The organism is Lysinibacillus sp. OL1, from assembly GCF_004332175.1.
Classification (GTDB): Bacteria; Bacillota; Bacilli; order Bacillales_A; family Planococcaceae; genus Lysinibacillus; species Lysinibacillus capsici.
The window spans coordinates 60,651-86,165 of sequence record NZ_SJDS01000014.1 but is presented as its reverse complement, the minus strand read 5'-3'; the positions used below and the strand labels follow the sequence as shown (position 1 = coordinate 86,165).

The following is a 25,515-nucleotide window of genomic DNA, read 5'->3' as shown; positions in this document are numbered from 1 at the left end:
ACTATGCACTATAATATAATGAAAATGTATAAATAATGGAAATAAAACCAGCCATTGGTTCTGTTGGGGAGAGATTAAAAATGAAAATATTCATTATCGAAGATGATCCAATTATCAGAAAGGAACTTTTTGACTTTCTAGAGAGGTATGGGTATGAATGCATAAGTGGCGATGATTTCACAAAAATTGTAGAAGATGCTCTACTAAGCATGCCTCATTTAATTATTTTAGATCTTAACCTTCCTTTTCAAGACGGTTTTCAGGTGTGTCGTGAAATTCGGAAATTGTCTTCTGTACCCATTATTATAGTGACTAGCCGTGACACTTCCTTTGACGAACTATTAAGTCTCCAAATAGGAGCAGATGACTTTATTACAAAACCATATGATTTACAAATCCTTTTAGCTCATATTCAATCCGTTTTAAAGAGAACTTACGAAATTTCCAAAAGTGCTATTCTTTCTTATAAAGATTTAACACTGGAAATATTAAAGAGCAAAGCTATTTATAATAATATAGAAATAGAACTTACAAAAAATGAATTATGTATTCTTAGATTATTGATGATGAATAAAGGAAACGTAGTTTCTAGAGATGAAATAATGAATGAGCTTTGGCAAAACGGAGATTTTGTTGATGAAAACACCTTAAATGTTAATATATCGAGGTTAAGGCGCAAATTGGAATCAATCGGTTTAAAAAAATATTTATTAACGAAGAGAGGACAGGGTTATCAGTTATGAGTTTAATTGAATTTTTTAAGGAAAAACAGTTAGCAATACTTTTTCATTTACTATCATTGCTAATTATCTCTAGTATCCTCTACTTGTATAATGAAAATGGAAGTTTAGTAATAGTAATAGATTTACTTCTTCTATTTTTCTTTTTCACACCAATTATAGTTAAATACTATCAATTAAGGAAATATTATAATGAAATAAAAAATATTTCAAAACAAATCAAAGAAAAAACATATATCGCAGATATTGTAGAGGAGCCCCCTTTTTTTTCAGGGAAATTCTTCTACAACATCTTAAATGAAGCAACAAAATACATGAATGATTGTATGTTCTCTTTGAAAAACTCTCAACGTGATTATACCGACTACATTGAACTTTGGGTGCATGAAATAAAAACACCAATCACTGCCCTAAAATTAATTATAAGTAACCATAAGACACCTGAAAACATCCTTATTCAAGAAGAACTATTAAAAATAGAAGGTTATGTTGAACAAGCTCTATACTATGCAAGAAGCAGTACTTTAAATCAAGATTATAGAATAGAAACATTTACACTTGATAAGGCTGTAAATTTAGCCATTAAATCACTATCTCTAAGTATTATTCGTGCCAACGGTAGTATATATAAGGATAACCTCGATTTGAAAGTCACATCTGATTCAAAATGGATTATTTTTATTTTGAAGCAATTAATAGATAATGCTATCAAATATCGTCATAATCCACTTAAATTATCCTTTATTGCTAAAAAAGTAGAAAACGGTACTTTATTGTTAATATCAGACAACGGTATAGGTATAGCTTCATCTGATATTGAGAGAATTTTTAAACGTGGATTCACAGGAACCAATGGTAGAAACTATGTTAAATCTACTGGTATGGGTTTGTACCTTTGTGAAACCTTGTGCAAAAAATTAGGGTTACGCATAAGTGTAGATTCTCAAGAAGATACTGGCACTACATTTAAAATATATTTCCCTGATAAACTGCGATTATTCCAAGAATCTAAATAATAGAGTTTATTTATTTCAAATCTCTTTTTTTGAGTACATAGAGACCTATTATATAAATTACTACTGAAAAGAAGCTTAAGTAAATAATATCATTAATATTGTAGTATAGAGTAGAAAAACCATCAGAAGCAATGTAAAAAGGTGTATTCTCCATAATCGTCTTTATCCAACTGTCATCTCTTTCTACAATTTGTATACCAATGTTATATAAAAAAATATATAGAACATATCCAATTATTAATGAGTAAACGCGATTGAACGTAATAGAAATTGTAAATATACCTACTGATAAGATAGAAGCGAAATAAACTATATATACAATCCAAACTGAAAATAGCGTACTTAGGATCTCCATACTAGAGAAATGTTTACCTATGAAAAGTTGAACAGTTAATCCAATTAATATATTAAAAATGCCATATAAAGAAGTATAAAATAAAAATGAAACACTTTTAATATGAATTATTTGACTTCGACTGAACATACTACTAAATACCATTTTCGAAGTTCCAAAACTAAACTCGGATCCTATCATATTACTGCCTAAGTAAATAAAGTAAATTTGTATAATAAATAAGGAAATACCAATATTTCCGCTTAACTCTACGCTTTTACTTAAGTTCATCTGATAATAAAGAACATTATCAATAATTGTAGCAATAAATAGTATTATTAAAAAAACGCATGTTGATGTATCAAATATTTTCTTTATTTCCATTCGGCTTATAGAAAACATACCAGTCATATTATCAATCTCCTAAATTTCCCTTTTATTAATAATTATTAAAGCTATTAAAAATAATACTAAGCCCGTTAATGCTAAACAAATATTATTTGACATTGATAAATTATTATATTGCATTCCCTTATAAACCAAAGCCAGTGGATTCTCTTTAATCCAAAGAGCTAATTTTGTTGTAGCGTCTAATTTTATTAAAATAATACCTCTAATCATACTCTCAAATGAAAACATAGAAATAATGGAAACTATTGTTGCAATTTGACTGAACGTAATAAACCCAATGATGAAAGATAAACTAGAAACAAAAAAGGAAATAAGTATATAATTTGTTAGATTAGTAAAAATATCGTGTGTAAGGTTATTCAGAGTAAATTTATTATGTTCCAATATCCACAATAAATTGGCTAGTAATCGGTGAATAGTTCCTACAATACATCCAATTAAAATCAATGAAAGTAATTTTGATAGGACTATATTTATACGTGAAAAAGATCCTGTGAATATAATTCTAGAAGTTTTTAATGAAAACTCTCTGGACATAATAAAAGAAGGCATAATGAGAATAATATAGTATGAAATATCACCAAAGTAATTGAAATATGTATCCAAATCCGAAGGGGTTGGGTACATGGGCCTTTTTAGATAAATTGTAATAGTGTACAAAACTGCAATAAATAAACTTGACCAAATGCCATATCTTTTGAATAATTGTTTAACCTCTAATATTGATATTCTTATAGTGCTATTCAATCTTATTTCCTCCCATTAACTCAAAAAATCTCTTTTCTAAATCTTTGCGAAGTGGATAAATAGCATTTATACTAATTTTATTTTTTACTAAATCTACTATAAGGGAATCAGAATCTTTATAAAGATATTGAAATTTTACTTTATCTTGATCAATTTCTATAAAAGGAATGTTTTGTATATCATTTAAATAGTTTTTTACCATTTCTATTTTTTTAGTTTCTATGATAAATTCATGTAGCTCTCTATCACTCTGTTTTTCTGTTTTTAAATCAATATAATCTACTACTGTTCCCTTCTTCAAAAATAAAACTTTATCACAAACAGTTTCAATTTCTGATAAAATATGGCTGGATATAAGAATTGATATCCCTTTCTCTTTTGAAACTTTTCCTAATATTTCTCTTATTTCAGCAACTCCTTCTGGATCTAATCCATTTGTAGGTTCATCTAAAATCAATAATTTAGGATTATTAACTAATGCCTGTGCAATTCCTAACCTCTGTTTCATTCCTAAAGAATACCTTTTTACCTTCTTATGAACAAAACCTTCAATCCCCAATAAATGGACTACAGATGAAACATTATCTCTATCATATCCCCCTGAAATCTCTGCAAAATAAATAAGGTTATCCATTCCACTCATATGGGGATAAAAACTAGGGTATTCAATCAGTCCTCCAATACGTTTTATATGTTGTAAAGGTTGCTTTTCAATATCAAACCGAACCTCCCCCTCAAACTTCGTTATTAATCCCATAATTATTCGCATAAGGGTTGTCTTTCCTGCACCATTTGGTCCAACTAAACCTATTACTTCACCTTTTGGAACTGAGAAAGAAACATTATTAATTACTTTATTATTTCGATAACTTTTTGTGATATTCGTCAATGTTAAAATATTACTCATTTCTTCTCCTCCTTGTAACGCATTTTATCAATTACACGCAACAATTTTACTGATTTCCCATAAAAATGGTTTATAATAACATTTTATTAAAATAAGTATTTATTGTAAAATAATAACATTTATAAATATTATTCTTTCATAAAAAAGATATAGCAAATTGTAATTTAGTAGTCTTTCTCCCTAGCTGAAAAGCCCAAGTGGATACATCCACTTAGGCTTTGTTGTAACTTCTGTTTGTAGGAAAAAATAAGGTCTAACCTTGCCTCTCCTTCACAGTAGGTAAGGAGTTCCACAATTTCGTATAAATTGGTATATAACTATATTGCAACTGAAAGAGATTACATCATGAGTTTTGCTATTTCTTGATTTGTAGGACAGGCATGGTCGCTTTAAAAAATTCAAATAATACTCCAGCTCATCCTCTTATAGAACAATATCTTAGAGCGTTCCTTTGCTACCATGTATGACTTAAAATAATATACTCAATTTAATCTTCCTAACATAAAGCACTTTGATAGCAGCATGAGCCCACAGATATATAGAATTCAACATCCATAATGCACCTAACTCCTCCTATCTCCTTTCTTGCTACTACTATATTTGAAATGATACTCGAATAAAAGTCTGCGAAATGTTCACAATTTGACAAACGATTGAGCACTGTGAAATTTAATTGACTAAAAAAGCACCCCTCAGTATACGCTGAAGGGTGTTGGTAACTATTATGGTTTAATATCAGAGCCAATTTCAAAGTAACTATTATTCATATTATTTTGATTTTTGGCTAATACAACATTACCGAATTTATCTAAAGTGAATATAAAGAAATTATTTCCTTTTCTAAAGATAGGATTATATCCAGGAGTAGTCGATACAGGAGCAGTTAAATCCAATGTAAATTGCTTTCCTGCAGGGTTTGTTGCTGATAATACACCAGTTCCATAGACTAGTATAGAATTGTTAGGTGTGTTAGGGTCTTTAACCAAATCAATTACTAGCTGTGGATCAATTTTAGTTGCTGAGCCCGTAACTGCATAATAATATCTTTGTTCGTATGATAAATCGGCATCAATATTTACAATAGCACGCATTGTTTTTGAAGCTGGAACATTGCTTGTACCTATATTTGTACCCGTCACTACTGCATCCTCAATGCTATTTGTAACTGTACCTTGATGTACATATTTACCAAAGTCATTGATATCAAATTTATTACCAGTAAAGCCTGTAATTTGATAGTCTACTGCATCATCCTTCATTTTCACTGTAAACGTTTTGTCCATTGTACCAGACGAAGATGGTTTTATAATTAAATAACTTTCATCTGTGGTTTTTGTACCTCTTGTGTAAGAAACAAATTGATATTCTGATGTTATGTCATCACCATTTTCATTTTCAATACTTAACAAACCTAAATCATTTATAGTAGATTTGCCACTTGAATCACGCATAATAGCTTCACTAAATGTGATTGTAAATGTTTCATTAGGATTACGATAAACTATGTTCTGTTTCTTTTTCCCATCGACAATTTTTTCAAACCGTGGTGGTGTACCATCTGAATAAAAGTTTTGTTTCATCCAGCCATTTTCTGATTCATCATGATTATTACCGCCAGAATCAGCTGTGTAAACAGTAAAATTACCGTACGTATCTTGTGCACCAAAGTAGACAACATATTCTGTATGAGGGGTTAAGGAAATTCCACTCATATCTAATATACCCGAGGCACCTTTACCACTCTTTTTAATAGAAGGACTGGATTTTAGTTTATCTTCTAATTGTTTTCTTTCTGCAGCTGTGTTTATTGTAAGTTTTGCATCTGGATTTTCACTACCGTCAGCATTTTTCTTTGGAACAAACCAATAATGAAGTTCTGTTGTCTCATCAGTATTAAAGCTAATAGTAGCTTGTTTATCATCGGGTCCTTTTATAGTACCTGATTTTAACACTAAATCAGAAATTAAAGGCGCCTTAGAATCTCCAATCATTTCTCTCGATGTGATTTTAGAGACTTCTCCACCACGATCTTTTAAAACCATATAAACAGAGTAGCTTATGAATGGGTTAAGTTTGTCTTTCGAAATAGTAATTGGGAATTTTTTTGTTTTTTCTTCTAAATCAGCTGGTCCAGAGCCCATTTCAATATAAATATCTTTTCCATCTATTTGGAAATATCCGGATTTTGATGATGAATCTGAAGCAAATTCATTTACAAAATCACGCTCTGTAATTCCTTTGTCCGTTAAATATTGTTTAAATGTTTTAGTTTCACCATTATCAACAACAGTATCAGGTAGCATCATATAATAGTACGTACCAGCCTTACTTGGTTTAAACTCAACTTCTACTCGTTTGAAATTATCCGATTCATCCGGTTTATTTACAATATTCTCTATTTTAATGACAGGCATTTCAAATTTTTCATGTACGTATTCCGCAAAGTTACGGATATTTTCACCAGATTGTACTGTATTCGAATTCTCAAAGTCATTCCCTGCTAAATCCTTGACACCAGGTAAAATCGTTACACGTAATGTATCCTTGTAAACAAAACCGGTTCCTGAAGGGATGGTAAATAATACTTTTTTGTCACCTTCTTTGTATTCCACAGAAGAAGGTTTAATTTTTTTCTGACCTGTTGTATTAACAATAACTGTTCCGGATAATTCATAATTATTTATATCTCGCGCACTTTCAGGATCTAAAGCCTCATTAAGATAAACATAAAATTGGTTTTCCTTACCAGCAGGTTCGAGTTTCACATTGTCTACAAACGGATGAATACTATCAAGCTCTTTCGTTGTAAAATCCTTTGCTACAGCAGGGTCTACTGAAAAGTTGCCAGACTCATCTTTCATCACAACATAAAGCTGATAGCCTGTTTCAGCCTGTAAGCCTGTTAAAATTTCTGTTATGCCTAATGCGCCAGCCTTTGCTTTCCCTTTACCCGTTGGATTGGCAACAATATCTGCTGTTGTTGGGTCAGGCGCTGTCGTTTTTGGGCGTAAATAATAGTAATAGTCTCCAGGTTCACTAGCAGTGAATTTGAATTCAGCTCTTGTTCCACCATGTAAAGGCGTAACTTGTAAGGATTTTACTGCTGGTGGTGATGCATCTTTCATTTGGAAAGACTGTGATGCAATATCTGATGCATTTTTCGATCCATCCACTACCATAATGTAGATAACATATTCTTTTTTCTCACCTAAATTAGAAACCTTAATAGTATTCTTATCTTTAATGGCTGCACCAGTTCCATGTGCTACGTTCTTGTTTGAAAGACGGTTGACCATTTCACTTTTATTTGGTGCCTCTACATCCTTTTCACGCACAATATAGTAGTAAGTACCGACCTCATCTGAAGTGAAATCTACTTGTATCTCACTACCATTTAGTAATTGGAGTTCCGTAATACTAACGAGAGGTTTTGTTTTATCATCAGGATTCTGGTTCTCATTATCATCTTTATCGATTGGTTTGCCATCTGGATCAGTAATTTCTCCAACATTATCTTTATCATCTAAGAAATCATCAAAGATATCATTTGGTGACACGTCCTTAGGTAAAATAACTTTATCAATATACGTATAATCTCCAATATCAATCTTGCCATATGAATTATCAACAAATAATGTGCCAATTCGGCCATCAATATACAGCTCAAGATCTTTGTAGCTATTGTAATTGATCCAATCGATATTCCCTGAACCATAAATTGTAAGCTTTGTTTCGGTATTTAAATTTAAAGTGCCAATATTCCCTTGAATTTCAAACTCTCGTACATTTCCAATGATATCTACACGTGGTAATTTTGTATTTGTTTCAATTTTTGTACCAGTTTGAGATACTACTAGTCTAGAAACACTGCTGTTATAGAATTCAAGATACTTTTCAACATTTTTCATTTCCTCTTTTTCTTTAGACCAGTTGACGAACGGCTTGTCATTATCATTATTGGGTTTTGTCCAATTTTGAAGATCGTTCGAATTGTTAGTTGACGAATCTTCTCCTTTATTGTTATCTGGATTCGACCAATTGATGAATGAGATATTGTTACTTGCCACACGTCCAAGAGCTAATGGTTGATGGTTTGCAGCCCCTATATGCAATGGTGGGCGAACTGTTTCATTGACAAACATTGTCCCTGTCAATGTCATATTAGAGAATTCGATATAATTACCATTTACTACAATCGTTGCACCTAAAGAACCGTAATTTCCATCAAAATCGAGAGAACGAGAACTTGTTCCACTTGCATTCAGCGTTAGCTTTGAAATGGATCGAATTACTTTCCCTGAAAGATCACCCTCAATATAGGCACCTTTTAAGACAGGTGCATTATAGTCGTTAAAAATATGAGAAAGGTGTTCTGGAATTGTGTAAGATTCACCATTTACATAAACTGTATCATCTTCAACACTTGTAATTTTGAAAGATGTTTCATTGCTCTTCTTCTCCTGTGAACCTACAACAAACGAAGCAAACTGTCCACGGGTTACTGGAGCAAACGGTGAGAAAGTAACTGGGGTTGTACCCTCGGTAATATTTAAGTCAATAACTGTTTGAATATAGAGGGCGTTACTTGTTTGGCTATTAACATCCTTAAAAATATTATTATAATTTTGGGATACCTCTAGATGGAATCCAACCACTACCATTTTGGCAAGTTCGCCTCGAGTAATAACTTCATTTGGCATAAATGTTCCGTTTGAATAGCCCGACATGATGCCTGCGTTTTGCAATGCAGCGACATATTTATAATATTCGCTACCTTTAGGTACGTCTTTAAAATAAGGATCTTGGATATTTTTCGTATCCAATTTTAAAACAGTTGCCAACATTTTCGCTGCCTGTCCACGTGTTACATTCACATCTGGACGAAATGTATTGTCAGCAAACCCTTTAATTACGCCTTGTGAATATAATTTTAAAATATCGTTATAATGATCTGTGTACTGGTTAATATCCGTAAAGGGAGAAGTAGCCGCTGCTGCATTTGGTGGAGGTACTACAACAGCAATCCCACTTGAAGCAAATACTGTTGCAATCAAGGCTTTATTTACTTTTTGGATTTTAGATTTATCCATTCCACTCTTCCTTTCGCTTATGTATTTTGATACGCACAAATATCATTTTGCTCATATCCTTTATATCGACCAAAGGCTAGTGTACCTTCATAGATAAATCTAAAATAGTAGGGTAAATTTTAGGGTATTGCTAAGGAGCAACAAATTTGTTGTCATCAAAAGGAAAGCTAAGTTTTCCTTAAAGGCTCCTTGTACTAATCACCTTTCTATAATTCGTATCAAAACCACAGCTTGCCAGGCTTAGAATATTCCAAAATGCAAAAAAGCCAAGGAGCATCGGTGCTCGCTTGGCTTTTGACGATATATAGGCATACATCTAGTCGTACTTGGGGTGTCATAAGGGAAAGGGGGATAACCTTACGTCTTGTCAAGTCGATCAAGAGATGTGGCCCGAGTTACATATCATTTGAACATAATTTAAAAGTCATGTGGCTGATGACTTATACACAGCTTGCCCAAATGATGTTTGCATTAATCATTACCCCAAAAATTTGGGTTGTAAGCTCTTTTGTTATATTTTTTTATTCTTTTTTTGAGACGCCAACTTTTACCTGATTTCGCCCTTCTTGTTTCGCAAGGTAAAGTGCGTCATCAGCCGCTTCAATTAGCGCTTCAGTTGTACTTGCCATTGCTGGATAGGCCGCTATTCCTGCAGATAATGTTATTGGTCTACCACATGGACTGACCGTATCAGCCAAAGTTTTTCGTAGTTGTTCTGCGACTAGTGTGGCTTCCTCTACAGTCGTGTTCGGCAGAAGCATGACAAATTCCTCGCCACCGTACCGGCAACATACATCGCCTTCACGAGCTACTGATTCCATTTTTTTAGCCAAAAATTGTAAAACTTTATCACCTACTGCATGTCCATATGTATCATTCACACTTTTAAAGTGGTCTAAATCTAGCAAAATAATGACATGTGGTACCTTACTTGCTAACCATTCAGCAAGCATTGAATCCATTGTACGTCGGTTTGTAATCCCCGTCAGTGGATCAACAGTAGATTGATCCTTGAAAAAGGAGACCTGTCCATGTAGAAACGATAAACTTCGAACCAATGCATTCTTCAAAGAATAGGCTTCAAAGTACCATCCACTAACAGATTTTAAACCTTCTACATTTTTCTTATCTAAACTTTCTTCTGTTAATGATGCTAATTGTTGTAAAGGATTCGCAATACGTGCTGCAGCCCAAAGTACAATGATAATGGAAACAAACATAAGAGGGACAGATTTTATAATGACCTCCTGTACACGATCAAAGGAAGGGGCTAATGCTACCTCTAAAGGTTTCTGCGCAACAACTCCCCACCCTGTCGATGCCACTGCACTATAGCCAGCTAGCATTTTCACTCCTTTTGTATTCTCAACTAGTTGGGCACCATCCTTGCCAGATGTAACAGCTTGAACGACTTTGTTTTTTGTTACAATGTCATTAATACGACTTGGATCTTGATGATAGATAACTCGTCCTTCTGAATCAACTACATATACGTAAGAACCATCCTTACTATAATGTTCTCCCAACAAGGTTTTAAAGGCATTAGGTTCCTTTAAATAAATAGTGCCAGCAATCATTCCTAGATATTCATGGGACTCCGAGAAAATAGGATGCGATATAAAAATGATGAGCCGCCCTGTCATCGCCTCATATGGCTTAGAAATAATTGGTGTCTTTTTGGCTAATGCCTCTTTAGCGCCAATTGATGTTAAAATCTCTCCTTTAATTTCTATAGAGGGCGGGGAGACAGATAAAACAAGTCCCTTTGCATTTGTTATAACCACCGAATTGAACATTTGATTTTGCAATCTCAAACGCTCTGTTTCCTGATTCAATACTTGTTCATCATCCATTTTCGTCCTAACCTGCTCCGCGCTATACCCTAATATTTGGAAAGCTTCGTGTAGATAAGAATCAGCAGTTGATGCTAATTTTTGAGCATAAACTCTATTCGTTTCTAGCGCATTTTCCTTAATGGAATCAATGTTCATCCTATATCCGCCCCAAACACTTCCTATGCTTGTTAAAAAGAATGCTGCCATTGCTACGCCCATTATAAGATGCTTTAACTTTAATCGGTGCGATTTCATTTTTCCCCTCCTATTTATGATTTTTTATATGTATATTTTGAGATTCTAAACAATTAGTGCCTATTATAAGCAAAGACTCCTATAGGTAAAAGTAACATGTATTAATTGTGTAAGAAGAATCCAACACACCTCTAGGATTGTATCAATAAACGAGATCGTATCATATAGAATCTGGCAAACAAAATTCCAACTTTTTAGTTACTTAGATTAAAAATTGCAACAATTGACGCTAATTTTCTGAAATTTGATAGAAAATCTAAATTCTAAATTTTTTTACTTTTATTGTTATTCTGACATATAAAAGTTGAAGCGTTTATTTTATAATAAAAATTAGCATAGGCAAGTTAAGATTCAATCTGTTATAATACTCATTAAAATATAATAAACTGTAGTAATACAGTATATAGAAAACGCTTTTCACACAATGGGGATTATGAGAAAAGCGCTACTCGCCATCATCATACAGATGGTTGTGTAGCCTACACAAAAAGGGGTTGGAAGATTTGGGCATTTTAAAGGGGTTAAAAATTCTCGATTTTTCTGCATTACTACCAGGACCAATGGCGACAATGATATTTGCTGATTTAGGAGCAGATGTCATCCATGTTGAATCTTCAAAGCGGGTTGATTTAACACGAATTATGCCTCCCTATGACGATGATCACGAGGCATATATCCATCAACATTTAAATCGATCAAAAAAATCGATCACGCTAAATTTAAAATCACCAGAAGCTATCGACATTGTTAAATCACTTGTACAGGAGTATGACGTTATTATCGAAGGATTTCGACCTGGTGTAATGCAACGACTTGGCATCGGCTATGAAGCGCTTAAAGAAATAAATCCTAAGGTTATTTATTGTGCGATTACTGGCTACGGACAAACAGGGCCTTATAGTAATCGACCAGGACATGATAATAACTATCTATCCTTAGCTGGCTTACTCGACTATTCCCGCCATAAGGATAAAAAGCCTGTTTCCATGGGCGTTCAACTAGCTGACATAGCTGGAGGGACAATGCATGCAGCGATAGGCGTACTGGCTGCTGCCCTTCATCGTGAAAAAACAGGAGAAGGACAGTTCATCGATATTAGTATGACAGATGCTGTCTTTTCACTTAATGCTATGTATGGTGCAGCATTTATTGGAGGTGGACGTGTTCCACAGCCAGAGCAAGAAATTTTAAATGGAGGCAGTTACTATGATTTTTACAAAACAAAGGATGGGCGGTTTTTCTCTGTCGGTAGTTTAGAGCCTCAATTTCGCAAATTACTCTGTGAAGCACTCGATATTCCTGAATTGATCGATAATACCTTCAATGACTCCTACTATACGCAAATTCGTTTTAAAGAGGCTGTTCACGACGCCTTCTTGTCCAAGACATATGAGGAATGGCTTGAAGTGTTTAACGAGGATTTCGAAGGTTGTGTAGAGCCAGTTCTAACATTTCCTGAAGCATGTGAGCATCCACAGCTAAAGGCACGAGAAATGATTGTGACTATACCCAAAAGCGATGGCACTATGCAAAAACAAATTGCCTCTCCGTTTAAATTTGATGGTACGCAGCCTGAATACAAGCATGTTGGTGCTAAATTAGGCGAGCATAATGAGGAAGTTTTACTATCACTGGGCTTTGATGCTGAACAAATCGAGGCTTTGAAGGAAAAAGGCGTTTTAGAGTAAAAAAGGTGTCTAATACTGTGACGTATTAGACACTTTTCATGTTGTTGAAAAAGATCATGTCACTAGCAGAAAAAGATCTTTTAGCAAGGCGAGGGGTTGATTTCCGTTCCGCCAGCGTCCTTTCCAGGGGGCGTCCGATGAGCCGCTTCACTCACTTACGTTCGCTCCAGGGTCTCATCTGTGACGCTAAATCCCCTAGGAGTAACGCTGGCTCCACTCCAATCAACCATTCTGCAAAGTGTCTTTACTTTTCATAGAGATTAAATCTCCCATTATCTGTATTCTTAGAGGGGATAAGCTTTTATTTTCAATGTGGGAAAGTGAAACCATCAATGACATGGGTAGTGAACACTCCATTTTATTTGTGTAACCTTTGCCAAAAAGAAAGCACTTTTGTGGGTTGGAGTGGAGGGCTACTTGACTCCCGTGGGATAGCGAGACAGGCGAAACCCTGCACGGAGCGGTAGCGGAGGAAGCGATTCGGCGCTCGCCCACAGGAAAGCAAGTAGCCTGCAACAGAAACCATTTTCACCTTTCACAAAAATTCTATGGATGTTTTGTTTTTCAACACTATGAAAGGTGTCTAATACTGTGACGTATTAGACACCTTTTTTATACATACGCACTAATAAACATACGAAGGCTTTCAAAGTGATCATCTATTAGTAGATATTTTTTGTAAATCTCCATTAACTTTTCAAAAAGCTCGTACTGCTCTGTTACAAACAAAACTCTTAAAATATTTAACATATGCAGGGAGGCACTTTGTGCTACAACATAGTATGGTGCATTTGGTTGACGATAATTGCGTCGCCACTCTTCCACAGACAAGCCAATATGTTGTAGAGAGTTATTCACATGAAGTGCTATATCCTGTTGAACATATGCTTCAATTGCAATAAGCTGTTCACTACTAAAGTTTTTTTGTACTAATGAAGAATTAATTTTTTTATTCGATGCTAAAACATGCTCTTTTAATAAAAGTAAGCCATCCTCATAACGTGCCATTTTTACATAATGCTCTAGTAGAATGGCATATAAATTTTCTAAATAATTTAACTGATAATTTTTAATAATGGCAGGTGGTGTTGGTTTACGATTTGGTAATAGCTCTTTATACTCTAGTAATATTTCAATGGCATAATTATTTATTCGTTCATCCTCTAATAAATATTCACCATAATGTATAACGTTTTCACTCTGCTGTTCTCTATTTGCTATATGAAATAAAATATAGGCAATTAACACTTTTTCCTTCTCTGATAGTGCATACATTGAGTAGCGCCATTCCGCTTCAAATGAGGTAATAAACGATTTGACACGATTAAAATCACCTTCTGATAAGCAATAATGAGTAACAATTTGATAAAGACGTAACTGTTTCTTTGCCAAACAGCTAGCATTATGCTTATCCACATGAGTTATACACTTATCCAGTATCGCTTTATAGTTATTCACAAAGTTATCCACATGTTCACAATTTTCTCTCACAGAATGCTCGAAATGTCCCATTATTTCATAAAGAAATGTGAATTGCTCTAAAGGTTTGTGGATAAGCAGTGAATAAACTTTTTTTGTGAAAAGCCAATGCCAAAAAGATGCATGCTCTTTATACATCATATGCACTAAATATTCATCTTGAAATTTATATAAAATAATTGATTGTAGCTCATTAACTGGCATAGCTATTTGCATTCTTTTCCCAAAGACTAACCAAATTAATCGTTCTAAGTCTATTGTATGTTGTGCAAAAAGCTGCTCAAAAAAAGTATCTTTACCTTTTTGTGTATAGAAAAAAGCACTGAGACGCTCATTCACAAATTTTGAATCTAAGCCATATTTGTCAAAATATATTTGCATTTCTGTTGATACATGACCCCAATATTTACGTGCTGTGGAAAAGGCAATATTCTTAGCCGTTTCTTCGTTTACTAAAAATAGATTGGGTGAAAGTGAAGTACCAAGTATTTTTGGATCTTCTTGCAGATTTGACTCTGCCTCCAGCCAAGTTGCTAGTATATTTTCAGCACCCTTTTTACTTCTTTGTTTATAAGCCATGAATAATTGCTCATCACAGTCCAACAGCATAAAAATGGATCCTCCCATCAATTTCTACCAACAAAGATCTTCCCCTATCATTCAAATACATGATTTTTACACTCTTTCTTCAATATAACAAATCTTAACTAACATATGCTAAAAAAATATGGGTATGCATAGCAAAAACGTTAACAAATATAAAAAACCATCTATATAAGTGAACACACTACATAGATGGATATCATCTTTACCAAAACAACGGATATTTTCTTTTTTCTCGTAAATTATTGATCAACAAACCGAAAAATACAATGATGATTGCTCCAATTAATACAGGGGTTAGTAAATAACTCCAACCATAACCTCCTAAAATAATAATTATAGGATTGGCGCCTGCTGGAGGATGGATGACCCCTAAAAAGGCCATAAAAAATATAGTTAATCCAACACCAAGACTAATAGACAATATATTGGAGCCTAGTAATGAATACATGGCCAACCCGATAAATGCCGAAATGAAATGACCTCCAATTATATTTCGAGGCTGGGACAAAGGTGCATTCCAGACGACAAATATAAGGACACAGCTACCGCCTAATGATGCCATTAACCATGGTGAATCGGTAAGGTTAGTTAACCATAGCAACACAAAAATGCATATTAATCCTCCCAATGCTCCAGTAAAGGCATCAGCGAAATTTGTTCGAGAAGGAGCATGACCTCCTCCTCTCATTTTTAATATAAAAGGTTTTATACTATTCTTTTTCTCTATTTTGTTTTCTACACCTATAATTTCTGTCATTAGACACCAACTTTTCTCTTCTATACTCATCTATTTTATATAAGGTCCTGTTAATCATTGTTAAACTTTAACTATTATATCAACACAACAATAGATTTCAATCCAAACTTCAAATTTCAGACAAACATTTACTTATCTGACTTGTAGCTCATACAAAAAAGCAAACTTTTAAAAGTTTGCTTTTTCAAGAAATCATTATTAGTCATATTGTTTTTTAATAGTTTTATATATTCTTACCTTTTTCAATACAGTTTTAGGTACTTGGAAAGTGGCTGTAACAACCCCTGGATGGCGTCCGATTTCAATGGAGCCTGTGATAGTTGCTCTGTTTAAAACCTCTGGTTCGCTCATCTCAAATAGCTTCGCAGCTCGACTAATCGCGTTATCAGTCGCCTCATTTAACGTTTTACCAGAACCAACCACTGACACTGGGAATGCATCCTCTACCTGCTTAACACCAAATTCCTCCGCTAGCTCACGTGCGCGACGTTTTTCTTCCTTGGTAAAGGGCTTTGCTGTATAAGGTAAGTCTTCTACGTTTGGTAGTAAAATTGGGCCTTCCAAAGCTACTTTCTTCAATACCTTAACTTGAAGCTGCACAATACCCGCTACATCGGTTGTATGTCCTGCAATCTCGCCGTCCCCTTGCATAGCATGCATGTCTCCAATATATACACCACCGCCTGGTACCTTGACTGGACAAATAATAGTCGCACCTTCTCGTACTCGGCTGATATCCATATGTCCATCGGTACGATGTAAATCCAATTCTTCTTGAGTAAAAGCATATTCATGTGGTGCTCCAATTAAAAATGAACCAAAGTCACCTGCATTATGTGAATCAGGCATCGCTTTAGAAGGGGTTGTCCCAAGCTGACCTAAAAATGGTCGCATTCTCGCCAATACACCTACTAAGTCGCTTGGAGCCAATGCAACAACAGGATTTTGTACAGCGTTTTCAGGTGTTCTCATGTAGTTTCTAGCATCAAGTGCAATTCGTCTAGCACCCTCTCGCCCAACAGTTACACCCATTTGCCCTTTATGATCTAGTGCCATCGTATAGCCGTTTGTCATTTTAAAGGGTGCCGTTTCTGTATCACATGTAGAACATCGAATTGCATGTGGGCCTATTCCTTTTACAACTGTGCTTGGATGAAGCTTGCCACAGCCTGGACATTTTACAGAAACAAATGGATCACCAATGAATCGATCTACAATTGCTTCATCATGGCCAGACGAAGTTGCAAGAGATGTGACCTGAATAGATTTAATTTTTATAACAATGGCGTCTCCCACCTCTGCTCCTTCTACAAACACGGGCTTCGTTACTTCATGTCCTCCACGAATAGTAGGAGTAAGCATGGGTCCCCAACATCCAGGTGTTGTATTGGCAATAATCGTTCCACCATCCTTAAGCGGCCCTAACATCTTCTGTGATGGATCTAAAATACCATCAATAAACTCATTTACGAACAATGTTTCAGCGGCTTGAGGTTGCTGTATAAAATCATCACTTTCTACTTCTTCTTTTTCTAGCACATGCATGTCGTTTGTCATTTTCTAATCACGCTCCTAGAATAATTTTTATGTATATCGTTATATGTTAAAAATGCTCTCTACACTTGCAGAGAGCTATTTTTATCAATTGTTCATATATAAATCAAAAATATGTGAGAAGTCTTCTTTTTTATACTTATCTTTATGATCGATCATCCAAGTATTCGCAAAGCTTGTAATTTCTTTGAATGACGACGCAGGAGATATATTGTCATTGCCAATTCGACCAAGTGATGATGATGCTATGTTTAAACTTTTTTCCGCTACTTCTAGCTTATAAGCATTGTTCTTTTGTTCATAGCTAATGGCATGTAGTGCTTTATATAAATCTTTAATGTCATCAATAAAGCGTTTATGAATGTCGATGGATAGTGGGGAATTGGCGATTGTAAACTTAATTTCGACATCAAGGTCGATTGTTCCTGCTGTTTCGAGAAAAACTTCTGTCACAGTATACATTGAGTAGTCATAGCGTCGCAGTAATCGTTTCTTGCTCATAGCACTTTCGCCATCTACATGAATAATCGCACGATTTGTAAAGCAATACTCATCTGCCTTCGTTTTAATTAAAAAGTAAATTTTTTCATCAATTTCATGTAAGATAAAATCATCTGCATCTGTCTTATCATAGTCCTCTCTTGGCACAACCACACCAATATCTGAAAGTCCAAGTGCATCTGCTGCTATTTTTTTAAACATCGTCATTCCTCCTAATTTGTCATACTCTTTTTACGCTTTAGAATCTGTAAAGGTTTCATCAGGTATTGATTTATATAAAAAATGTTCTTCTTCTCTTGTAGAATAAAAGCATTTACTGGTTAAGCTATATAACCCAACATTTCCTCTTTTCTATACATTTCATTTATAATAATTGTCAGTAAAGATTCTTCCAAATCGAAAGGTCGTGTGAACAAGTGCAAGAACCAACCATTTTAGTAGTGGATGATGAGGCAGATTTAGCGAATCTACTAAAAGTAAGTTTACAAAAAGAGGGCTACAAACAAATTTATACAGCTGGTACCATTCACGATGCTTGGACAAGCTTTCAACAAACAACACCCGATATTATACTTCTAGATGTCATGCTTCCCGATGGTGAGGGCTACGATTTATGTAGACGTATCCGTGAAGTATCCCATGTCCCTGTGCTCTTTATGTCTGCTAAAAATGAGGAAATTGATAAAATTTTAGGACTAGCCATTGGCGGAGACGATTATATTACAAAACCTTTTAGCCCGAAAGAAGTAGCCTATCGTGTGAAGGCGCAATTACGTAGAGCTGGCTATCAAACACAAGATACCCTAACGAATATTGTTGAAAAAGCACTCCAAATTGGGCCATTTCAGTTGAATGCCGATGAAACTGAAGTGCATAAAAATGGCGTATTATTGGAGTTAACAGCTAAGGAAATTGGATTAATGGCGTGTTTTATGCACAATCCCAATCGAATCTTAAGTAAAGAAACATTGTTTGAACGTGTATGGGGAGAGGATTTCTTCGGTTCCGATAACACTGTTATGGTGCATATTCGCCGATTGCGTGAAAAAATTGAGGAAGATGCCTCTAATCCTCTATATATCACAACGGTAAAAGGACTTGGCTATAAGTTTGTCATGCCAAAAGAGGCACAAGAATGAAGTGGAAATTAACCGCTCGCTTTCTCCTTTCTGTACTTTCTATCGTCATCATTGTTATTTTCGTCAATACAGCTATCTTCATGGGACTCCTTACTTATCGGCTAGCAACTGACTCTGAAGGCGTTTCTGCCACCAAAGAGGAGCACTTTGTGCGGGAATTTCAAAAATATATCGAGTTAAAAAATGGAGCAACCTCCATACGTGCAGACGGAATCGAAGAATTGCATCAAAGAAATGCTTGGATACAATTGCTTGATGAAAATGGTCAAGTGATTGATGCTCATTTTGCACCAGCTAAAGCACCATTGCACTATGCACCTATCGACTTAATTCAAGTATATAAATATAAAGAATTCGATTCTGATACTACGGTGTATATCGGCAGTAAGGATTCCATTAGTTATTTAATCGGTATTAAAGGTAGCGGTGTTACAAGGTTTGTTACGCATGTTTCTGGCACATCACTTTTACAGTTTATAGGGAAATTTGGCCTGTTCATCGTAATTGCGGACTTGTTAGTAGCTACATTAGTAGGGTGGCTTTTTGGTCGCACATTAACGAAACCTCTTTATGCGATGATAGATCGCATTCATCATTTAAAGAACCATGATCATACGTCTATTAAGTCTCCTGGTGGTGTCTACAAGCCGGTTTTTGAAAACTTAAATGAAGTATCACGAGAATTGGCAGCCCATGAACAGGAGCGAAAGAGACTAGAGATTATGCGTGAAGAATGGATTAGTAATGTCTCACACGATATGAAAACACCACTTGCCTCTATTCGAGGTTATGCAGAACTATTGAATGATGCACAAATAACAAATACTGAGCAAATGGAGTATGCTCAAATCGTAGAAAAGCAATCATTGCATATGCAAAATCTGCTGGATGACTTAAATTTAACGATGCGTTTAAGACATCAACAGCTTCCACTTACACTAAATGAAGTGAACATGGTGCCTTTTATTCGAGAGATAGTGATTGAAACATTAAATACACCACAATATGAACAAGCTAATCTTATGTTTGAGGCGACAACCGAGAAAAGTCTGCATCAAATCGATGAACATTTTATGCGCAGAGCTATCATGAACTTTTTACACAATGCATTGCTTCATAATGCTCCCGATGTATCTGTCCATGTGTCTGTTGATGAGCATACTCTTACAATTTCTGATAATGGCAAGGGAATAGACCCAGAGGATCTAGAACATATTTTTGAACGCTATTACCGAGGCACAAATACAGACAATACTGCTGGGACTGGTTTAGGTACAGCTATTGCTAGAGATATCATTGAGGCCCATGGAGGAACAGTGACCATCACCTCGGAAAAAGGAAAAGGTACATGCGTTATTATTGATCTACAAAAGGAATACTAAATAAATAAACCAAATTTAACCAGTTGAATTTAAACGCTAAATACTTTGCACTGAACTTTCGTGTGGAAAAGAAGGAGTCTCAAATGTTGAGACTCCTTCTTTGTGCTATTTCATTTGATCCTGCACTTTAGCAGGTAATTCATGGAATTTCACTTCATCAAATGAAGTAACTTCTGTTTCCTTTTTCACGTAAAGCTTTAAATAAGCATCCTGGCGTAAATTTTTATGAGCAGAAAACTTTAATGTTTTCTCTTCCCCATTTTTATCGTAAGTAGGTAGCTCGTACCAATACATTTTAAAGATTTCACCACTATCTGCTTTATACTCCTCTACCTCACCATCAGCCGTGATATGAACATAGTAGGTATCTTTATTTAATCGGTTAAAATCTACAGTCATCAATACAATTAACCCTGCTACGAATAAGATAAACAATGCACCTATTCCGAAAAATACTTTTTTCATATTAATTCCCCTGTCTCACTATTTTATAAAACGAACGAACGGTAAAGATATAATAAATAAAGTAAATAGCTGAATATGCAATCATCCACAAGATGACTGGTTTTGTAATATTCATGTTAAATAGCTGTGAAAATGCTAGTAATGCAAACACACTATGTGCAATACCCACAATAAGCGGCGCACTAAAGATAACAGCGACCTGTCCTGCTACTGTCTTTAAGATTTGCTTACTATTTACACCAATTTTATTTAAAATAGCATATTTTGCCTGATCTTCTTCGGCTTCCGTTAAAATTTTGAAGTAGATAATACTGCCTGTTGCCGCTAGGAAGACCAATCCTAGGAAGCTTCCCACAAACAATAGGGCACCAACTGTTGCTAAACTATCCTCATAGCTTTGCGGTACACTAGAAAATGATTCTTGTTGTTCAGAAGACAACTGCTGGTAAATGTCTTTCGACACGTCCTGTTGTTTCAAATCATTGTCCAATCCAACAACCTGCATCATAATCTCATCGGCATCAGTAGCTTTAAACTCTTGATCATTCACAACGAGAACTGTTCCAGCTGCTATAAAGTTTAATACGCTTTCCGTGTACATCTTCTCTACATGGAAGGAGTCTCCGTTTTGTAGCTTAAAGTCCTCACCTGTAAAATCATGTGAAAATCGTTCATCATAGGCTGCATCCAGTAAAACCGTAGAACCCTCTGGAATGTGTAGCTCTTTATCCTTGCCTTGTAATTTCGCTAAGCGATTATAGTCCGATTCCTTAAGTAATGTATATTCGAAAAATGAGAATTCATTATCCACACGTAAATTTTTCACAGCCAGTGCTTCATTATATAAGACATCCTGTTGTGAAAATTCTACTGTCTCGCCTTTCCACATAAATGTGTTTGGCAGCATCTGACGTACAGAAGCTTCTGCATTATAATACATACCGAAGACACCGCCACCTGCTGTAATCGTAGTGGCACTTAAAATTGCAATGATTGACAACGATTTGGCATTGGCTCGAATACGATACAATAGCTGAGAAACACCGATTAAATTTAAACCCTTCCAGGACCATGATGTTGCTTTCTTTAATGCTGTTAATACAAAGACACTCACACTATGGAATAGAAGGTATGTCCCTGCAATTGTTACCCCTATAACCATTAATGGCGTACCTAATACCGTAAAGAATCTCCATATTTCACTCGTAAACATATCAGAGGCAGCTGTATAATAACCAAATGCAATAAGTACAGTGCCAAGTAAAGCAGCTACTAATGATGCACGTGGAATTTGCTCTCCCTGTTTGTCTGCATGGAATAAGTCAATTAGTTTAAATTGATAAATCACACGGTAACCTTGTAAGGATGTGAATAAAAACAGTAGTGTAAAAATGCCCGTTGTATTAATTAGCGCCTCCATTGAAAATGTCAGGCTACCAACCACTTCATAGCCCATTAAGCGTACTAGTATCATTAATAGCCCTTGGGACATAAAGAAACCTAGAAGGATACCAAACACAAGAGAGACAAGCCCTATGACTAAATTTTCAAAAAAGAGCATTAAGCCAATTTTTTGCTTACGTACACCTAGTAACGAGTAAAGGGCTACTTCCTTTTTCCGCTTCTTCATAAAAAACGAGTTGGAATAGGCCATAAAGATGACAATGAAGAACAGAAGTACGACTGACGAGGCACTCATTAAACCTTTAATTTGTTGTGACGATTGCTTTAAGGCTGAAAGATCATCATTATATTTGAGCGTCACAAACGTAAAGTAAATAACGATACTAAATACCATTGAGGCAATATATAAAAAGTAATTCGATAAATTGCGTTGAATATTTTTACGCGCTAAACTAAATAACGTCATTTACTCCACCCCCGATGCTAGATAGCACCTGCAAGATCTCTTGGAAAAATTGCTTCCTCGTTAGAGTCCCACGTTGAATTTCCTTAGATAGCTGTCCATCCTGAATAAATAGAATGCGCTGGCAGAAGCTAGCGGCAAAGGCATCATGTGTAACCATCATAATCGTTGCGGCTTGAGATTGGTTTAAATCACTTAAGCTTTCTAATAAATCGGTTGCAGATTTTGAATCTAGCGCACCTGTAGGCTCATCGGCAAAAATTAGTTTTGGTTCTGTCACTAATGCTCGCGACGAGGCTGTACGCTGCTTTTGCCCACCTGAAATTTGATAAGGATATTTGTTTAACAAATCACTAATTCCAAACAATGCAGCAATTCGATCAACTCTTGCATTAATAGCCTTTGTCGGCATTTTTGCAATCGCTAGTGGTAAAACAATATTTTCTCGCACTGTTAAAGAATCGAGCAAGTTATAATCCTGGAAAATAAACCCTAAATTGTCTCGACGAAAATCCGCTAATTCAGCATCCTTCATACGTGCCAAATTAGTATCTTCAATAATAATTTCACCAGTTGTTGGCGTATCAATCGTTGCTAATACATTAAGAAGCGTAGATTTTCCAGCCCCAGAAGGACCCATTACTCCAACAAACTCTCCCTTTTCTACTTCAAATGATATATTCGATAGCGCTGTAAAAGTATTTGCGCCTTTGCCGTAATTTTTCCCAACGTTTTGTACCTTTAATAATGGCGTCATATACGCTCACCTCTTCTTTCTGACTTTAGTATACGACCTCAAACTTACAGCAAATTTGTCGCAAACTTACAGCAACCTTAAATCATCTGCTTTTTGAAATGTGTAGACAAAAAAAGATTCATACACAAACTGTGCATGAATCTTTTTAATCTATTGTGCTAATACTTTTTGAACATCTTCCTCAAAGCTACTTGGCTTATCTGCTGAAGCGTATCGTCCAACAACCTCTCCATTACGGTTTACAAGGAATTTTGTAAAGTTCCATTTAACACTATTGCCTAAAAATCCTTTGGAGTGGGAAGTAAGATAATCGAAAATAGGATGTGCTTCTTTACCATTCACCTTAACAATCTCATGCATGGGAAATGTCACACCATATGTTAATCGACATTGGGAGGCCGCTTCTTCAGCTGTCGCTAGCTCTTGTTTAAATTGATTGGATGGGAAACCAAGTACAACCAGACCTTGCTCCTGATACTTTTCATAGAGACCTTCTAATTCTTCAAATTGTGGTGTAAAGCCACATTTGGAAGCTGTATTAACAATTAGCATCGGCTTTCCTTTATAACGTTCAAGGCTATAGATAGTACCATCTTCTAAAGTTACATTAATATCATAAATGCTCATCTCTCTACCTCCTATTATAAACGTCCATTCATTCTTGCCACCTGCTGCAAAGGGTCCCAAACACCATTGAATGGTGGTGCATAGGCCAAATCTAAGTCTAGCAAATCAGGTAAGGTCATTTTACTATATAATGCTGTCGCAAACACATCGATACGCTTATCGACTCCCGCTGGTCCCACGATTTGTGCACCCAATAACAATTGATCACGCTTGCGAACGACCACTTTTATAAACATACGTTGTGCACCTGGATAATAGCCGGCTATGTGGCGTGCAGATAATTTAAATGCCTCATAGTCAAAACCAAGCTCTTTAGCATCGCGCTCATTAATACCTGTTGTAGCAATAGTTAAATTGAAAAATTTTAAAATAGAAGTGCCCACAATTCCTCTAAACGGGGCAAATTTGCCTGACATGTTGAGACCTGCTAAACGGCCTTGCTTATTGGCAGTCGTTCCTAAAGGTATATAATCTAAACGTTCTTTCACAATATTAAAGTGAGTTGCACAATCGCCAGCTGCATAAATATTTTCAAGGGAAGTCTCTAAATGGCGATTTACAATGATCGCTCCATTTTTTGCAAGTGCAATCCCAGTATCCTTTAAAAACTGTGTATTTGGTTTTATGCCAGAAGCGACAATGACTAAATCCGTCTCTAGAACGCCGTTATCTGTAATCACACGTTCCACTCGTTTATTTCCTTCAAAAGCTTCAACGCTCGTATTTAATAACAGCTCTACATCGGTCTTTTTCGCTTCCTCATGAACATGCTGAGCAAGCTCTTCATCTAAAATACGAGCCACATGACTTCCGCGCTGAATAAGTCTTACCTTTTTCCCACAGGCTTGTATGGTTTCAGCCATTTCTAAACCAATATAGCCACCACCTATGATTGTTACCTGCTCAATCTCTGGTGTTAAATCTGCCATCAAATCTTCCAGTTGAGGAATTGTTTTTACCGTATGGATACCATCTAGCTCATTCCCCCTTTTCACAGGCATGACTGGACTAGCCCCCGTTGCAATAAGAAGTTTATCGTAGGCAATCTCAAATTTATCGCCACTTGCTTGTGTACCTGTAATAACCTTCTTCTCTATATCTACATTCTCTACCTCATAGCCAACTCTTGCATCAATGCCATACTTATCTCGAAAAGTTTCGACATCTCTTGCAATTAGACGTTTGGTTGATGAAATACGACCATCTACAACATAAGGCAATCCACATTGCCCATATGAATAAATAAAACCACGTTCTAAAGTAGTTATTTCTGCTCCTGGAACATTCCGATAGATTTCCATTGCTGCAGACATACCTGCAGCATCTCCCCCAATGATGACGTATTTCATTCTACAAGC

Annotated in this window: 19 protein-coding genes; 5 read left to right on the top strand and 14 right to left on the bottom strand. The window is 35.5% G+C overall.

Annotated features, from left to right (window positions below; genetic code table 11):
• Positions 1-80 precede the first annotated feature (80 nt).
• Positions 81-743: a response regulator transcription factor gene (locus tag EW028_RS20665; RefSeq protein WP_131522186.1), complete on the top strand. Its 663-nt coding sequence runs from the start codon at positions 81-83 to the stop codon at positions 741-743.
• Positions 740-1,756 carry a sensor histidine kinase gene (locus EW028_RS20660; RefSeq protein WP_131522185.1) on the top strand — a complete coding sequence of 339 codons (1,017 nt, stop codon included), beginning with the start codon at positions 740-742 and terminating at the stop codon, positions 1,754-1,756. Before EW028_RS20665 ends, EW028_RS20660 begins: the two co-directional genes overlap by 4 nt.
• 10 nt (positions 1,757-1,766) lie before the next feature.
• Here the strand turns inward: EW028_RS20660 and EW028_RS20655 are convergent, their stop codons facing one another.
• The 5 genes from EW028_RS20655 to EW028_RS20635 form a co-directional block, all read right to left on the bottom strand.
• Positions 1,767-2,501 (bottom strand): hypothetical protein, encoded by a 735-nt coding sequence (locus EW028_RS20655; RefSeq protein WP_131522184.1) that lies wholly within the window; start codon positions 2,499-2,501, stop codon positions 1,767-1,769.
• Between the two features lie 12 nt (positions 2,502-2,513).
• Positions 2,514-3,248: a hypothetical protein gene (locus EW028_RS20650; RefSeq protein WP_131522183.1), complete on the bottom strand. Its 735-nt coding sequence runs from the start codon at positions 3,246-3,248 to the stop codon at positions 2,514-2,516.
• Positions 3,241-4,155: an ABC transporter ATP-binding protein gene (locus EW028_RS25695; RefSeq protein ID WP_227744991.1), complete on the bottom strand. Its 915-nt coding sequence runs from the start codon at positions 4,153-4,155 to the stop codon at positions 3,241-3,243. Before EW028_RS25695 ends, EW028_RS20650 begins: the two co-directional genes overlap by 8 nt.
• A 722-nt stretch (positions 4,156-4,877) precedes the next feature.
• Complete coding sequence (locus EW028_RS20640) at positions 4,878-9,245, bottom strand: S-layer homology domain-containing protein (RefSeq protein WP_131522182.1); 4,368 nt, start codon at positions 9,243-9,245, stop codon at positions 4,878-4,880.
• A 521-nt stretch (positions 9,246-9,766) separates the two neighbouring features.
• A complete protein-coding gene (locus EW028_RS20635) occupies positions 9,767-11,335 on the bottom strand; it encodes a sensor domain-containing diguanylate cyclase (protein WP_131522181.1) in 1,569 nt (522 codons plus the stop codon).
• A 503-nt stretch (positions 11,336-11,838) separates the two neighbouring features.
• Between EW028_RS20635 and EW028_RS20630 the strand changes: the two genes are divergently transcribed.
• Positions 11,839-13,023: a CaiB/BaiF CoA transferase family protein gene (locus tag EW028_RS20630; RefSeq protein ID WP_131522180.1), complete on the top strand. Its 1,185-nt coding sequence runs from the start codon at positions 11,839-11,841 to the stop codon at positions 13,021-13,023.
• Positions 13,024-13,635: 612 nt separating this feature from the next.
• On the opposite strand, the gene EW028_RS20625 is transcribed toward EW028_RS20630, so the two are convergent.
• The 4 genes from EW028_RS20625 to EW028_RS20610 all read right to left on the bottom strand — a co-directional run bounded on the left by EW028_RS20625 (position 13,636) and on the right by EW028_RS20610 (position 18,121).
• Positions 13,636-15,129 carry a hypothetical protein gene (locus EW028_RS20625; RefSeq protein ID WP_227744990.1) on the bottom strand — a complete coding sequence of 498 codons (1,494 nt, stop codon included), beginning with the start codon at positions 15,127-15,129 and terminating at the stop codon, positions 13,636-13,638.
• 181 nt (positions 15,130-15,310) lie between these two features.
• Positions 15,311-15,865 (bottom strand): HPP family protein, encoded by a 555-nt coding sequence (locus tag EW028_RS20620; RefSeq protein ID WP_131522178.1) that lies wholly within the window; start codon positions 15,863-15,865, stop codon positions 15,311-15,313.
• Between the two features lie 198 nt (positions 15,866-16,063).
• Complete coding sequence (locus EW028_RS20615; protein ID WP_131522177.1) at positions 16,064-17,422, bottom strand: acetamidase/formamidase family protein; 1,359 nt, start codon at positions 17,420-17,422, stop codon at positions 16,064-16,066.
• Positions 17,423-17,506: 84 nt separating this feature from the next.
• Positions 17,507-18,121, bottom strand: coding sequence for a PH domain-containing protein (locus EW028_RS20610; RefSeq protein WP_131522176.1), 615 nt, complete (start codon positions 18,119-18,121; stop codon positions 17,507-17,509).
• Between the two features lie 215 nt (positions 18,122-18,336).
• Here EW028_RS20610 and EW028_RS20605 point away from each other — a divergent pair, with 215 nt between their 5' ends.
• Together EW028_RS20605 and EW028_RS20600 are read left to right on the top strand one after the other, a co-directional pair.
• Positions 18,337-19,059 (top strand): response regulator transcription factor, encoded by a 723-nt coding sequence (locus EW028_RS20605; RefSeq protein ID WP_131522175.1) that lies wholly within the window; start codon positions 18,337-18,339, stop codon positions 19,057-19,059.
• Positions 19,056-20,441 carry a sensor histidine kinase gene (locus EW028_RS20600; RefSeq protein ID WP_131522174.1) on the top strand — a complete coding sequence of 462 codons (1,386 nt, stop codon included), beginning with the start codon at positions 19,056-19,058 and terminating at the stop codon, positions 20,439-20,441. The genes EW028_RS20605 and EW028_RS20600 overlap by 4 nt, the downstream gene beginning before the upstream one ends.
• Before the next feature lie 105 nt (positions 20,442-20,546).
• On the opposite strand, the gene EW028_RS20595 is transcribed toward EW028_RS20600, so the two are convergent.
• From EW028_RS20595 to EW028_RS20575, 5 genes are all read right to left on the bottom strand, one after another.
• Positions 20,547-20,906 (bottom strand): YxeA family protein, encoded by a 360-nt coding sequence (locus tag EW028_RS20595; protein ID WP_004233888.1) that lies wholly within the window; start codon positions 20,904-20,906, stop codon positions 20,547-20,549.
• Position 20,907: 1 nt separating this feature from the next.
• Complete coding sequence (locus EW028_RS20590) at positions 20,908-22,776, bottom strand: ABC transporter permease (protein WP_131522173.1); 1,869 nt, start codon at positions 22,774-22,776, stop codon at positions 20,908-20,910.
• Positions 22,763-23,530 (bottom strand): ABC transporter ATP-binding protein, encoded by a 768-nt coding sequence (locus tag EW028_RS20585; RefSeq protein ID WP_054548905.1) that lies wholly within the window; start codon positions 23,528-23,530, stop codon positions 22,763-22,765. Before EW028_RS20585 ends, EW028_RS20590 begins: the two co-directional genes overlap by 14 nt.
• Before the next feature lie 150 nt (positions 23,531-23,680).
• Positions 23,681-24,157, bottom strand: a complete 477-nt coding sequence (locus tag EW028_RS20580; protein ID WP_131522172.1) for a glutathione peroxidase — start codon at positions 24,155-24,157, stop codon at positions 23,681-23,683.
• Positions 24,158-24,171: 14 nt separating this feature from the next.
• Positions 24,172-25,506: an FAD-dependent oxidoreductase gene (locus tag EW028_RS20575; protein ID WP_131522171.1), complete on the bottom strand. Its 1,335-nt coding sequence runs from the start codon at positions 25,504-25,506 to the stop codon at positions 24,172-24,174.
• Positions 25,507-25,515: the final 9 nt, after the last annotated feature.